The organism is Streptomyces sp. NPDC052042, assembly GCF_044548345.1.
Classification (GTDB): domain Bacteria; phylum Actinomycetota; class Actinomycetes; order Streptomycetales; family Streptomycetaceae; genus Streptomyces.
The window spans coordinates 150923-165228 of record NZ_JBIUBU010000015.1; the positions used below are offsets into that span (position 1 = coordinate 150923).

11 protein-coding genes are annotated in these 14306 nt (G+C 72.1%); 5 read left to right on the forward strand and 6 right to left on the reverse strand.

The annotated features are described in order from the left end of the window. Positions 1–6: 6 nt before the first annotated feature. Genes ACIHCL_RS23815 through ACIHCL_RS23825 form a run of 3 tightly spaced genes read right to left on the reverse strand, consistent with a single transcriptional unit; the run spans position 7 to position 4197 of the window. Positions 7–1986 carry a prolyl oligopeptidase family serine peptidase gene (locus ACIHCL_RS23815; protein ID WP_399864565.1) on the reverse strand — a complete coding sequence of 660 codons (1980 nt, stop codon included), beginning with the start codon at positions 1984–1986 and terminating at the stop codon, positions 7–9. Positions 1987–2027: 41 nt separating this feature from the next. Further along, entirely contained in the window at positions 2028–3371 is a 1344-nt protein-coding gene (locus ACIHCL_RS23820; protein WP_399864567.1) for a M20/M25/M40 family metallo-hydrolase, read from the reverse strand. After that, a complete protein-coding gene (locus tag ACIHCL_RS23825; protein WP_399864569.1) occupies positions 3364–4197 on the reverse strand; it encodes a M55 family metallopeptidase in 834 nt (277 codons plus the stop codon). Before ACIHCL_RS23825 ends, ACIHCL_RS23820 begins: the two co-directional genes overlap by 8 nt. Before the next feature lie 259 nt (positions 4198–4456). Between ACIHCL_RS23825 and ACIHCL_RS23830 the strand changes: the two genes are divergently transcribed. Genes ACIHCL_RS23830 through ACIHCL_RS23840 form a run of 3 tightly spaced genes read left to right on the forward strand, consistent with a single transcriptional unit; the run spans position 4457 to position 6825 of the window. Next, positions 4457–5401 (forward strand): ABC transporter ATP-binding protein, encoded by a 945-nt coding sequence (locus ACIHCL_RS23830; protein ID WP_399864570.1) that lies wholly within the window; start codon positions 4457–4459, stop codon positions 5399–5401. After that, positions 5398–6378: an ABC transporter permease gene (locus ACIHCL_RS23835; protein WP_399864571.1), complete on the forward strand. Its 981-nt coding sequence runs from the start codon at positions 5398–5400 to the stop codon at positions 6376–6378. Before ACIHCL_RS23830 ends, ACIHCL_RS23835 begins: the two co-directional genes overlap by 4 nt. Before the next feature lie 42 nt (positions 6379–6420). Then, positions 6421–6825: a GntR family transcriptional regulator gene (locus tag ACIHCL_RS23840; protein WP_399864573.1), complete on the forward strand. Its 405-nt coding sequence runs from the start codon at positions 6421–6423 to the stop codon at positions 6823–6825. Positions 6826–7059: 234 nt separating this feature from the next. On the opposite strand, the gene ACIHCL_RS23845 is transcribed toward ACIHCL_RS23840, so the two are convergent. Continuing rightward, positions 7060–9552 carry an MFS transporter gene (locus tag ACIHCL_RS23845; protein ID WP_399864574.1) on the reverse strand — a complete coding sequence of 831 codons (2493 nt, stop codon included), beginning with the start codon at positions 9550–9552 and terminating at the stop codon, positions 7060–7062. Between the two features lie 187 nt (positions 9553–9739). Continuing rightward, complete coding sequence (locus tag ACIHCL_RS23850) at positions 9740–10183, reverse strand: SRPBCC family protein (RefSeq protein ID WP_399864576.1); 444 nt, start codon at positions 10181–10183, stop codon at positions 9740–9742. Positions 10184–10408: 225 nt separating this feature from the next. Between ACIHCL_RS23850 and ACIHCL_RS23855 the strand changes: the two genes are divergently transcribed. Then, the gene (locus ACIHCL_RS23855) at positions 10409–11449 is read left to right on the forward strand and encodes an Rv2578c family radical SAM protein (protein WP_399864577.1); all 1041 of its coding nucleotides are present in this window, start codon (positions 10409–10411) and stop codon (positions 11447–11449) included. Positions 11450–11608: 159 nt separating this feature from the next. Further along, positions 11609–13210, forward strand: coding sequence for an alpha/beta hydrolase (locus ACIHCL_RS23860; protein ID WP_399864579.1), 1602 nt, complete (start codon positions 11609–11611; stop codon positions 13208–13210). A gap of 212 nt (positions 13211–13422) precedes the next feature. Here ACIHCL_RS23860 and ACIHCL_RS23865 read toward each other — a convergent pair whose 3' ends face one another. Beyond that, positions 13423–14004, reverse strand: a complete 582-nt coding sequence (locus ACIHCL_RS23865; protein WP_399864581.1) for a HEAT repeat domain-containing protein — start codon at positions 14002–14004, stop codon at positions 13423–13425. Positions 14005–14306: the final 302 nt, after the last annotated feature.

Consider the following 14306-nt stretch of genomic DNA (forward strand, 5'->3'; position numbering starts at 1 on the left):
CGCGGGTCACCGCTTCAGCCCAAGAGCCGGCACATCCGGGCAATCAAAGCCGAACGTCTGTGCGTACAGGGAGAGTTCGGCCTCCAGGGCACGGATCATGGTGTCGGCGCGGCGGAATCCGTGGCCCTCCCCCTCGAAGGCGAGGTAGGCGTGCGGAACGCCGCGTCCTTCGACCGCGGCCAGGAACCGTTCGCACTGGACGGGCGGGCAGATCGGGTCGGCGAGTCCCTGGAGCAGGAGGAAGGGCGTGTTCAGCCGTTCGGTGCGGCTGAGCGGGGACCGTTCCCGGTAGCGTTCGGGGACCTCGGCGATCGGGCCGACCAGGGACTCCAGGTACTGCGACTCGAAGTCATGGGTCTCGCCCGTGCCCCAGCCGGTCAGGTCGAGGACGGGGTAGATGATCGTGCCGCAGGCGTAGACGTCGGTGCCGGTGAGGGAGGCGGCGGTGGTCCAGCCGCCCGCGCTGCCGCCGCGGATGGCGAGGCGGCGGGGATCGGCCGTGCCCTCGTCGGCCAGGGCTTCGGCGACGGCCGCGCAGTCCTCGACGTCGACGACGCCCCACTGTTCGCGCAGCCGGTTGCGGTACTCCCTGCCGTAGCCGGTGGAGCCGCCGTAGTTGACCTCGGCGACCCCGATGCCGCGGGAGGTGAAGTACGCGATCTCCAGGTCGAGCACGAGTGCGGCGTGCCCGGTCGGGCCGCCGTGCGCCCAGATGACGTACGGCGGCAGTTCGCCGTCCGGGCCGGTGTGCCCGGGACTGCGCGGCGGGTGGATGTGGGCGTGGATCTCCCGGCCGTCGGGGCCGGTGAAGGTGCGGTTCTCGGGCCGGGGGTAGTAGGCGGGATCGACGGCGTCCTCATGGGGGCTGCCGATGACGCGGGCACGGCCAGTCGCCGTGTCCAGCTCCACGACCTCGCAGGTGCTGGACGGGCTCGCGGCGATGCCGATGACCCGGCTGCCGTGCGTGGCGAGCCGGCCGGCCCACGCGGTCCAGGACCCGGCGACGTCGGTGAGTTCGCCGGTCCGGGGGTCGAGGATGCCGAGGGTCATGGTGCCCCTGCCGTGCACGGTGGCGACGAGGCCGTTGTCCAGCGGCCGGAACCAGCGGCAGCCGATCGTCCAGAGCGGGCCGGCGAATTCCTCCTCCCGGGCGCACAGCGGTTCGACGCCCCCGTCCGGGTCGGCGCGGTACAGGTTCCACCAGCCGCTGCGGTCACCGGCGAACAGCAGTGCTCCGTCGGCGTCCCACTCGATCTGCGGGATCGACTCCTCGGGGCCGCCCGCGAAGCTCCGGACGTCTCGGAACCTGCCGTCCTCGGTGACGTCGGCGAGCATCACCTCCGTGCCGTCCCACGGCATGCGCGGGTGGTCCCAGGCGATCCAGGCCGCCCGCCGCCCGTCGGGCGAGAGCTTCGCCCCGGTGACGAACCGGTGGCGGTCGTCGGTGAGTTCACGGATCGCCGTGCGATCCTCGGCCGCCGATCCGTCCAGCGGGACGGCGGCGACGACCCGGCGCAGGTCGGTGGGCGCCTCGCCGGTGAACTCCTCCAGCACGCACCACACCTCGCCCCGGTCGAGGTGGACGGCCGGGTCGACCCAGCGCAGCCCGCCGCCCACGGCGGAGACCGGGGTGAGCGGCCGGGGCCCGCCGGGTTCGTCGGGGGCGTACGCGTACAGCCGCTGGTCGGCGAAGTCGACGAAGACGACCAGCGGTCCGCCCTCGGCGCGGACGGCCCCGGCCCAGGGCTGTCCGCCGTACTCGACGACCCGGCTCCGTACGTTCCACGGGGCGGGCAGCACGCTGCCGGTCGTCCCGTCCGCGCGGCGGCGGACCAGGGCGCGGCGGCCCTCCTCGGCGGGGCGCGGCTCCGTCCACCACACCTCGTCGCCGACGGTGCCGACGTGGTCCGGGCGTCCGTCGCGGGAGGCGACGAGGGCGGCGTCGATCGGTGACGGCCATGTTCCGTGGGCCGCGGTGGGCAGCATGTTCACATCCCCCTGGTAATGGGTCGGGCGGTGGTGGCGGGTCAGGCGGTACGCAGGTAGTGGTCGAGGACCCGGACGCCGAAGTGCAGCGCCTCGATCGGGACGCGTTCGTCGACGCCGTGGAAGAGCGCCTGGTAGTCGAAGCCGACGGGCAGCTTCAGCGGCGAAAATCCGTAGCCGGTGATGCCGAGCCGGGAGAACTGCTTGGCGTCGGTGCCGCCCGACATGCAGTACGGAACGACATGCCCGTCCGGGTCGAAGCGCTCGACGGCGGCGCGAAGCTTCGCGAAGGTCGAGGAGTCGGCCGGGGCCTGGAGCGGCACCTCTCGGTGGTGGAACTCCCAGTCGACGTCGGGCCCGGTCAGCCGGTCCATCGTGGCGTGGAACTCGTCCTCGCCGCCGGGGAGCATCCGCCCGTCGATGTAGGCGACGGCCTGGCCGGGGATCACATTGACCTTGTAACCGGCCTCCAGCATCGTCGGGTTGGAGCTGTTGCGGACGGTCGGTTCGACGAGGGCGGCGGCCGGTCCGAGCCTGCCGAGCAGTTCGTCCACGTCGAAGCCGGGGGCGTCGAGGTCGGGACGGATGCCGTGCAGCGCGGCGATCTCGGTGAGCGCGGCGCGCACGGTGGGGGTGAGCCGGACGGGCCATTGGTGCGCGCCGATGCGGGCGACGGCCGCGGACAGCGCGGTGACCGCGTTGGACCTGTTGACCTTGGAGCCGTGCCCGGCCCGGCCGTGCGCGGTGAGCTTCAGCCAGGCGGTACCTCGCTCACCGGCGGCGATCGGATAGAGCGCCAGGTCCGGGGTGGCGTGGAAGGTGAAGGCCCCCGATTCGCTGATGCCCTCCGTGCACCCTTCGAAGAGTCCGGCGTGGCGGTCGGCGAGGAAGCCCGAGCCGTCCTCGGCGCTGGCCTCCTCGTCGGCGGTGTACGCGATCACGATGTCGCGGCGGGGCCGCACCCCGGTCCGCGCCCAGGCCCGGACGACGGCCAGGACCATCGCGTCCATGTTCTTCATGTCGATGGCTCCGCGCCCCCAGACCACGCCGTCGCGGATCTCGCCGGAGAAGGGGTGCACGGTCCAGTCGGCGGCCTCGGCGGGGACCACGTCGAGATGGCCGTGGACGAGGAGGGCGTCGGCGGAGGGGTCGGTGCCCTCGATCCGGGCGACCACGTTGGTGCGCCCCGGGGTGCGTTCCAGCAGGACGGGTTCCGGGCCGGCCTCCGCCAGCCGCTGCGCGACGTACTCGGCGGCCGGACGTTCGCGGCAGTCTCCGCCGCCGCGGTTGGTGGTGTCGATCCGGATCAGTTCGGAAGTGAACGCCACCACCTCGTCGAGCGCCCGCTCGTCGACGGTCTCCTGGGGGCGGGACTGCTCAGCCATACTGTTCCTCCACGGCGGACGACACGATCGTGGTCACCGCCTTGAACGTGCGAATGCCTTCGTACATCGTCGCGCTGGTGTAGGCGACACGTCGCTCGCCGCTCGCCGCCACGCCGGGGACGACGGTGGCCGCGCCCGCCAGGTGCTCGGCGTCGAATTCCAGCTCGACGGTGAAGGGGCCACCCTCCACCGGGGTGTGGCGCACGGCCAGCGCGGTCGCCTCCTGGGCGGCGGCACGGATGTCGGCGGCGGTACGGGCCGGTGTACGGCACACGGCCGCGTACCGCGACACGTAGTCCTTCACCGCGACCTTGCGTGCTGCGGGCGCGTAGCCCTGCGCGTCCACGCAGGTCAGATCGTCCCCGGTGACCAGGACGACGGGAACGCCGTACTCGGCCACGACATGGGCGTTGAGCAGCCCCTCGCTCGCCCTGGCGCCGTTGAGCCACACTCCGGTGACCGAGTTCGCCAGGTAGGTGTGGGCCAGGACGCCCTCAGCCCCGGCACCGGTGTGGTAGCCGACGAAGGCGATGCCGTCGACGTCCCCGTGCTGGACGCCCTCCACCATGGAGAGGGACTTGTGCCTGCCGGTGAGCATCTGCACCCGGTCGTCGAGCCGCTCCAGCAGGAGGTTGCGCATCGACCAGTGGGCCTCGTTGACGAGCACCTCGTCGGCACCGCCGTCGTAGAAGCCGAGCACCGCCGCGTTCACGTCGGAGGTGAACATGGCGCGGCACCGCTCCCACTGGGGCGTTCCGGGCAGCACATCGGCAGGCCAGGTCACACCGGTGGCGCCCTCCATGTCCGCGCTGATCAAGATCTTCATGCGGGCTCACGCTACGCGCCGAGGAAGCGCCGGACCAGAGGCACATCAACGTTCAGTGGTCCAGTCCTCCGAAGAGTCCCCGCGGCCCCATGGGCCGGCGGACTCGTCCGCGCTCCCACCGGCTCCCGCCTACGCCCACGCGCCGCTCCGCGCATCCGGGCACCCCGTGCACGTCGGGGGGCTTCCAGGCCCGCCTTGACACCCCCCTTCACCAAGACCATGATTCCATTAATTGACTAGTGGAATTAAGGGGATGTGCATGACGGACGCATTCGCCCCGGGCGGCTCGCCCGGCGCCGGGGCCATGGAAGCCCGCGGCCTGGGGAAGCGCTATCGCCGCGGCTGGGCGCTGCGCGACTGCTCGTTCCGGCTGCCGGCCGGCCGCATCTGCGGGCTCGTCGGCCCCAACGGGGCGGGGAAGAGCACGCTGCTGGGACTCGCCACCCAGCAGATAGAGCCGACGGAGGGCGAGCTGCGCCTCTTCGGCTCCCCCGCGGGCGATGAAGCGATGAGGCCGAGGACCGCGTTCCTCGGTCAGGACAAACCGCTCTTCAAGGGGTTCACCGTGGCGGAGACGCTGCGTATGGGCGCCGAGCTCAACCCCAACTGGGACACGGCCTCGGCCGAGCGGATCGTCCAGTCGGGCCGGGTACCGATGGACGCCCGGATCGGCACGCTCTCAGGCGGCCAGCACACCCGCGTCGCGTTCGCGCTCGCCTTCGGCAAGCGGCCCGATCTGCTGATGCTGGACGAGCCGATGGCCGATCTGGACCCGCTGGCCCGCCACGACCTGAGCTCCCTGCTGATGGCGGAGGCCGTCGAGCGCGGCATCACCGTCGTGATGTCCTCGCATCTGCTGTCCGAACTGGAGGACATGTGCGACTACCTGCTGGTTCTCGCCGGGGGCCGGGTCCGGCTGGCGGGTGACGCCGACGAGCTCATCCCGGCCCACGCACTGGTGACGGGACTCGTCACCGACGGGGACCCGCTCGCCTCGCTGGCCCCGCACACCGTCGTCGAACTCCGTTCCCAGGGGCGGCAGTTCCAGGCGCTGATACGGCCGAACGGCCCGTTGCACCCCGAATGGGCCGTCACCGGGCCCAGCCTGGAGGAAGTGCTGCTGGCACATCTGCGCTCGCCGGACGTGCCTCCCCTGTACACACCCGGCGCCCGTCACGAGGCCGAAGGAACCCCCACCTCATGAACACCACCCTGACCGACACGTCCCGGACGGCCGCCCGGGAGCCCGGACGCCGACTGCTGGGTGGGCTGAACTGGCTCGTCGTGCGCCAGCACCGGGCAGCGCTGCTCACCGTGGCCGCCGCGGTCGTGCTCGGCTCGGCCTGGATCGTCTACCAGCGCAATCGCCTGGCCGGAGTCCTCGAAACGCTCGGCTGGCCGGACAAGGAACCGCCGATGCCGGTACCCGGTTCGGAGAGCATCAACCTCACCATCACCGCCCTGGGCATGCTGCCGTTCCTCCTCGGCGTCTTCCTCGGCGCCCCGCTGATCGCGGGCGACCAGGAGCGCGGCACCCTGCAACTGGTCACCACCCAGTCCGTTTCCCGCCGCCGGTGGCTCACGGCCAAGCTCGCCTGGTGCTACACGACGGCGCTGCTGGCCGGTGCGGTGCTCTCGGTGTTCTTCACCTGGTGGTGGAAGCCGTACCGCGCGATGTTCTCGGACCGGTGGTACGAGGGGAACATCTTCGACCACACCGGCCCGGTGCTTCCCGCCATGTGCCTCTTCCTCACCGCCGCCGGGATCACCATCGGCATGCTGGTGCGCCGGATCATCCCGGCGATGGCGGTCACATTCGGCTTCTCCGTGGCCTTCCAGATCGTCTGGGGAGAGCTGCGCGCCCACCTCGCGCCGTCGAGGATGCTCAGCTACCCGTACGGCGGCGGCACAGACGGGCAGCTGGACGATCCGTACGAACTGGACCGCTGGATCGGTTCCGCCGACGGCCGCCTCTACGGCTGGGGGACGTGTGCCGCGCCGACGGACGCGGCGACGGACGCCTGCATGGAGAAGCACGGGATCGTCAACGATGTCATCAAGTACCTCGACTTCGGCCAGATGCCGGCGATGCAGTGGACCGGGGCGGGCATCCTGCTCGCCGCCACCGCGGCACTCACCGTGCTCACGGTGTGGCGGGTGTCGCGGAGCCCCCTGCGGTGACGTGCCGTCACGGGTGCGTATGGTTTCGGCAGTCCAGAGGAGGTGAAGACGGTGGTCGTGTTCCGCATCGACCGACGCAGCGGAGTGGCCACGTACCTCCAGATCGTGCGGCAGGTCGAACAGGCACTGCGGATGGGCGCTCTGGAAGCGGGTGACCGGTTGCCGACGGCCGCGCAGGTCGCGGCGGACACCAAGGTCAACCCGAACACGACCCTCAAGGCGTACCGCGAGCTGGAGCGCGCGGGGCTCGCCGAGGTGAGGCAGGGGGCGGGCACCTTCATCACCCGGTCCCTGGGCCCGGCACAGGAGATCCCCGGCTCCCCGCTGCGGGCGCCGCTGGCCGCGTGGATGGACGAAGCGCGGTCCCAGGGACTCAGCGGCGCGGAGGTCACCGCCCTCTTCCAGGCGGCATACGCCGCGGTGTTCCCGTCCGAGACGGACGGTTGACGGCCGAGGAAGACGGCCGAGGAAGACGCCGAGGCGAGCGGCCGGAGGGCGGGGCGGCCGGGGCGAGGCCACGGGAACGGGCCCAGAACGCCCCGGGCCGCCGTCGGCATGCGGCACCGGCGTACCGGATCGCCTGCCCCGCCCGCGAAGTCAGCCGCCGACGGCCGCCGTTGCCGGCCGTCGGCCCGTACGGCGGCCGTCGCGTCGGTCTCCGGCCCGTCACCCGGCCAACGCTCAGTCCTCGTGCCCCAGTTGGAGATCGCGTTCGGTGCGCCCGCCACCCGCGACCTGGAGGACCGTGGCCACCGGCGGATACCCGGCCGCGATCACCGTGTACTCACCCGTGGACAGGTCCACGAACCGGAACGACCCGTCCGGCCCGGTGGTGAGCGTGTCGACGACGTTGCCCGCCGCGTCCAGCAGGGTGACCCGGGCATCCTCGACGAGCCTGCCGCCGCTCGCCCGTACGACCCCGCGCAGCACCGCTCCTCCGGCGAGTTCGATGTCCTGCCGCGTCTCCCTGGCGGCCTGCACGCTCACCGGCAGCGCGGCGGGCCGGAAAGCGGGGGCGCTGGCGGCCAGGGTGTACTCGCCGGCCACCAGCTCCTTGATCACAAAGCCGCCCTCGCGTCCGCTGCGGGTGGAGGCGACCACCTCGCCGCGCACATCGGTGAGGGTGACGGCCGCATCGCGCACCGGAAGGCCGTCGGCGGTGACGACGGTCCCGGCGAGCCGTCCCGCACCGCCGAGCACCACATCGAGATCGACGGGCCGTTCACCCACGGTGACGCTGACGGCCTGCGGCTGGTGGCCTCCGGCCGCGGCGATCAGGACATAGCTGCCCGCGCCGGGCACGCTCAGCGCATAGCGCCCGTCGTCACCGCTCGCGCCCCGTCCGACCTGCCGGCCCTGGACGTCGATGAGGGTGAGCGCGGCGCGCGGGACCTTCGTACCGTCCGGGTGCTGGACGCTGCCGCACACCGGTACGCCAGACAGGTACACGGCCGGGGACGCGGCGGGGACGGGGGTGCGGGCGGCGGGGACCGCGGCGGTCTCGGCGGTCGGCGGGGTTGCGGTTTCGGGACTGTTGTGGGACACCAGCGGTTTCTCCTTGAGGAATAAGGCGAGGATCAGGCCGAGCACGAGCACCGGCACGAGGTAGAGGAAAATCCGCGGCATCGCGTCGGCGTATGCCTGGATGTAGGCGTCGCGCAACGCGGGTTCCATGGCGTGGACCAGCTGCGGCGTGATCGATTCGGGGTCGGGCAGATCCGCGTCGGGCGGCAGGCGGACGGCCAGCGCGTCGGAGAGGCGGCCTGCGAAGAGCGTGCCGAAGACGGCCGCGCCGACGCTGCCGCCGATCTGCCGGAAGTAGTTGTTGGCGCTGGTGGCGGCGCCGAGGTCGGCGGGCCGTACGGAGTTCTGCACGGCGAGCACCAGCACCGGCATGAGCAGGCCGATCCCGGCGCCGAGCACGGCCTGCGCGATGCCGTGTTCGAGCAGCGGGGTGTCGGTGTCGAGCCGGGAGAGCAGCCACATCCCCACGGCGGAGACGGCGGCTCCGACGATGGGGTGGGCGCGGTAGCGGCCGGTACGGGAGATCATCTGGCCGGAGACGACGGACGCCACGACGACACCGCCCATCATCGGGAGCATGAGCAGTCCGGACTCGGTGGCCGTGGCGCCGTCGACCATTTGCAGGAAGGTCGGCAGGTAGCTGGCGGCACCGAACAGCGCGACGCCGACGACGGCGCCGACGAGCGCGGTGACGTTGAAGATCGAATCGCGGAACAGCCGCAGCGGAATGATCGGTTCGGCCGCCCGCCGCTCGACGACGAGGAAGAGCAGCGTCGCCGCGACGGCACCGGCGCCGAGCCCGAGGATGGCCGCCGACCCCCAGGCATACTCCGTGCCGCCCCAGGTGGTCAGCAGCACCAGACAGGTCGACGCGGCGGCCAGCAGCAGCGCGCCGAGGACGTCGAGGCGCGGGCGGACGGCAGGCCGGGGCAGTTTCAGCACGATGGTGATGACGGCCAGGGTGATCAGGCCGAACGGCACGTTGATGTAGAAGCACCAGCGCCAGGAGGCGTGGTCGGTGAAGAAGCCGCCGAGCAGCGGTCCGGCTACGGAGGCGAGTCCGAAGGCGGCCCCGATGAGCCCCATGAACCTGCCGCGTTCCCGGGGCGGCACGACGTCCGCGATGATGGCCTGGACCCCGATCATGAGTCCTCCGCCGCCGATGCCCTGGACGGCGCGGAAGGCGATGAGCTCGTCCATGGTGCGGGACCAGCCGGCCAGCGCGGAGCCGATGACGAAGACGACGATCGCGAACTGGAAGACGCTCTTGCGGCCGAAGAGGTCGCCGAGCTTCCCGTAGAGCGGCAGTCCGATGGTGGAGGCGAGAAGGTACGCGGTGACGGCCCAGGACATCTTCTCCAGGCCGTGCAGCTCTCCGACGATCTTCGGCAGCGCGGTGGCGACGATCATCTGGTCGAGCGCCGCGAGCAGCAGCGTCAGCATCAGCCCGAGGAAGATCAGCCGGATGCGACGGGGACCGATCTCCGGTAAGCCGGCCGGGACGGCGGCCCGCTCCGCCGCCTCGGGATCCGGCTCCGGCGTGGCCTGGGGCGGAGGCGGGGAAGGCGTATCGGCGGTCGCGGCGGCCGCCGGTACGGTCACCCCCGTACCGCCCTGTTCGTCCCCCAGCAGAGTGCTCCCGCCCACCACGTGCCGCTCCCCTCGTCGCGTCTGCGCCGACCTTTCTCGCATCGCGCGACGAGGGAGGGCAACCGGCGGCGAGGGGGCGCTGACGGCGCACCGGGGGCTTCATCCCCGGTGGGAGGCGCTGCGGCGCACCACCGCCGGGACCGGAGAACCACTCGAACCGGTGAGGTGGGCCGAACGGGCCGAGGGGCTACTTCTCGACTTCGGTGGCGAGATTGCGCAGCAGTTCGTCGTAGATCCGCGCGAGGCCCTTGGGGGCGAAGGTCCGCTCGAAGAATCCGCCGATGCCTCCGGCCCCCTTCCAGACCGTCGTCACGACGGCCTTCGAACGGCCCTCGCCGGCCGGGGTGACCGTCCAGGTGGTGACCATCGAGGAGTTGCGGTCCTTCTCCACGAGCCGGCCGTCGCTGGGCTCGGTGACCTCCATCAGGCAGTCACGCACCCGCTTGCTCGTGGCCTGGAGCTTCCAGTGCACGAGGGTGCCCTCGCCGTCACCGCCCTCACGCACCTCGTACTCGCTGAACTGTCCGGGCAGCACCCTGCCCCGGGTCTGCTCGTAGTCGGCCAGCGCGTCGAACACCGTGTCCGCGTCCGCCGCGATGACTCGTTCCGTGGTGGCCTCGACCTGCGCCATGGCTGTTCCTCCAGCACTCGGATTTCGGGGTGTGCCGAGCCAACCACCTTCGACGCGCCGCTCAAAATCGGGGCCGCCTCCCGGGTGGTCGCTGTTCGGAGTCCGGCCGTGACCCGCCCGGTTCCCGATCGTTTCCGGGGCGCACGCACTCTCGGACGAAGGGGAGAAAACGATCAAGGGAACAAATGTTCTATTCTCTCGACCAGTGCTACCGAGGAGGCGCCCATGCGCTGGAACCATCTGGTCGAGAACCCCGCCGCGACCGGGAACAGCGCGCTCTTCGCCGCGGACGCGGTGACCACGCGCACGTTCGACACCCCGGAGTTCCGGGGGATCACCTTCCACGAGATCCGGGCCCGCTCGATCGTGAACCGAGTGCCCGGCGCATCGCGCATGCCGTTCGAATGGACGGTCAACCCGTACCGCGGCTGCACCCACGCCTGCGTGTACTGCTTCGCCCGCAAGACCCACGGCTACCTGGATCTGGACACGGGCATCGGCTTCGACTCCCAGATCGTCGTCAAGACCAACGCCCCGGAACTGCTGCGCACGCACCTGGCGTCCGGCCGCTGGCACGGAGCGCACATCGCGATGGGGACCAATGTCGACTGCTACCAGCGGGCGGAGGGCCGGTACCGGCTGATGCCGGGCATCATCTCGACCCTGCGCGACCACGCGAACCCGTTCTCGATCCTGACCAAGGGAACGCTGATCCTGCGCGACCTCGATCTGCTGCGGCAGGCGGCCGAGGTCACCGACGTCGGCATCTCCGTGTCGGTCGGCTTCGTCGACGAGGGGCTGTGGCGCACCGTGGAGCCCGGCACCCCCTCCCCCGCGCGCCGCCTGGACGTCGTGCGCGCCCTGAGCGGGATCGGCATCGATTGCGGGGTGCTGATGGCGCCCGTCATCCCCTTCCTCGGCGACCATCCGGACCAACTGCGCGCCACGGTCCGGGCGATCGCCGCCGCCGGGGCGACGTCCGTGACCCCGCTCGTGCTCCATCTGCGGCCCGGCGCGCGGGAGTGGTACATGCGCTGGCTCGGCGAGCACCACCCGCATCTGGTACGACGGTACGAACGGCTGTACGCGGAGGGCCCGTACGCGCCCAAGTGGTACCAGCGGCGCATCACGCGCCACGTCCACGAGCTGGCCGCCGACTTCGGCATCGGGCCGTCGCACCGCGGGACGGCCCGCCGGCTTCCCGTGCGCCGGAGGGACACGGCGCGGCCCGAAGCCGCCGGGCCGACCCAGTTGACGCTGCTCTGAGCGAGCGGCTTCACAACGCCCCTACCAGAGACCCCCTCACAGGGCAAACGGGTCAACTCTTTCCATAACGTGTCCTTCCGGGCGCGAATGCGGGGAGCATGCGGCGAGGACCGTGCCACGCACAGCCGCGTCCCCGTGTTCCCCACCCCGGGAGGCCATATGACGAAACGTTCAGGAATCCTCGTCGCCGTGGGAGCGACGGTCGCCGGCCTGGTGACCGCGACCCCGTCCCCGGCGGCCGCCGACGCCGAGCCCCGTCCCGCCACCGCCCCGCTCCGCTGGACCGACTGCGGAACCGACGCGTACCCGCGGCTGCAGTGCGCCACGGTCCGCACGCCGCTGAACCATGACGACCCGTCGGGCCGGCACATCACGCTGGCCCTGTCCCGGATCCCGCACACCGCGAAGACCTTCCAGGGCCCCCTGCTCGTCAATCCGGGCGGCCCCGGGGGCAGCGGCCTGTCGATGGCCGGTTTCGTCGCCTCGTCGCTGCCGAAGTCGGTGGCCGCTCAGTACGACGTGATCGGCTTCGATCCGCGTGGCGTCGGGAGGAGCAGACCGGCGCTGAACTGCGTGCCCGGGTTCTTCGGCCCGCCGCGACCCGACTCGGTGCCGCAGGCGCCCGGGGTCGAGCAGGCCAACCGGAACCGCACCGCCTCCTTCGCGAAGGCGTGCGGCGAGAAGTACCCGGACCTGCTGCCCCACATGGACACGGTCAGCACCGCCAAGGACCTCGACGTGATCCGCAGGGCGACCGGCGCCCGCAGCCTCAACTACTTCGGCTACTCGTACGGGACCTACCTCGGCGCCGTGTACGCCAAGCTGTTCCCGGAGCGGGTGCGGCGCATGGTGCTGGACTCGAACGTCGACCCCGAGGGCGTCTGGTACGAGGCCAACATCGCCCAGAACTACGCGTTCGACGCCCGCCACAAGGCGTTCGCCGCCTGGGTGGCGAAGCACGACAGCGCGTACGGCCTGGGCGTTGATCCGGCGCGGGTGGAACGCGCCTGGTACGCGATGCGCCGCGCGGTCGCGAAGCACCCCGCGGGCGGGAAGGTCGGGACGAGCGAGCTGGAGGACACGTTCCTGCCGGGCGGCTACTACAACGGCTACTGGCCGCGCCTGGCCGAGGCGTTCGCCGCCTACACGCACGACCGCAACGAGAACGCTCTCGTGACGGCGTACCAGAGGTTCGGTGCGCTCGACGCGGAGGGCGACAACGGGTACGCGGTCTACTCGGCCGTGCAGTGCCGCGACACCCCGTGGCCCCGCGACTGGAAAACCTGGCGCGACGACGGCTGGCGCGTCCAGGCGAAGGCCCCCTTCTTCACCTGGAACAACACCTGGTACAATGCGCCGTGCGCCGACTGGCCGGTGGAGCCGCTGCGGCCGGTGGAGGTGTCCAACGGGAGCCTTCCGCCGGTGCTGATCTTCCAGGCGACGGACGACGCGGCGACGCCTTACCAGGGCGGTGCGGCCATGCGTCGCAGGCTGCACGGTTCCAGCCTGGTCGTCGAGCAGGGCGGCGGCAACCACGGCATCACCTTGAGCGACAACGACTGCCTGGACACCTACCTGGCCGACTACCTGGCCAAGGGCACCGTCCCGCGCGGCAGGACCGGCGGATCGGAGGCGGACGCGGTCTGCGCCAAGTCCCCCGATCCGACGCCGTCGGCCAGCCGGGCGGCGAAGGCGACCCGGCTCCCCGGCACCGAGGCCAGGGGCGGCGTCCTGCACCGGCTCCTCGGCTTCCGCGGCTGATCGGCGAGACCCCGGGCCGGCGCCGCCCCGGCCCGGGGGCGGCCATACGCCGGACGTGCGGGCGGGGCCGCCCTGCACCGGGTGTGCGGGCGGTCCCGACCCGACGCGCCGGGACCGCCCGCACGCCCCACGGCCCCGCCGAGCTGCGTGCGCGCCCGCGCCCCGCACCCCCGCTCGCCCCGGGCCCGCCCGCGCATCCGGCCCCCCGGCGCTCAGTCCGCCCGCAGCCGGCCCAGCGCCTCGCGCGCGGCGCCGGCGAGCCGAGGGTGCGGCAGGGCCGCCTCCAGGAGCGGGCGGGCCCGTTCGTCCCCCAGCCGCCCCAGCCCCTCCACACAGGCCAACGCCACCCGCCAGTGCGGATCGCCGGGGGCCAGCAGGCGCTCCAGCGTGGCCATCAGCGCGGGCACGGACTCCGGAGCACGGAGCGCGGTGAGCAGCCGTACCGGGTGGAGGGCGTACGCGGTGCGCAGGGCGTTGGTCGCGAGGGCCGCCGCCGCCCGGGGGGTGCGGGGATCGCCGAGCCGCGCCAGGGCGTGGGCCGCGCAGACGCAACGCTCCGGATCGCGGTGGTTGAGCAGCAGGACCAGCGTTTCGAACGCCCGCCGGTCCCCGGCGCAGCCGAGCCGGAACGCGGCCATCTCCCGCGCCCAGAGGGGGCGTTCACGCTGCACGAGGACGCGGGCCAGTTCCCCCTCGTCCTCGGCGGCGAGCAGGTGCTGAAACGCCGGTGTCTCCCCCGCCGCTCGCGCCTCGTCGGCCAGCCGGTCCGTCAGCGACCGGTACTCCTCGTCCATGACGTTCAGCGTATCGGCGGGCACTCTGGGTATCGAGGGGCCCGAAACATGTGACGTGATGCACGACGACCCAGGTCTAGCGCGCTCGTTACCGGCGAGTTAATCTCATATGAGCGGGACACGATCCCGCCTGCTCCGGCGGCCTGGTGACGCAGCCGTCCGGAGTGCTCGTCGGTTCGGCAGCTTCGTGAGACGCGACTCCGGGACAGAGTCCGTCGCCCTTCCGGTCCGGGCGCGCCCGTCGCCCCCGAACCGTGTACCACGGCGCACAAGTTCGGTGCGCCTCGCGCCGGTTCTCCTCC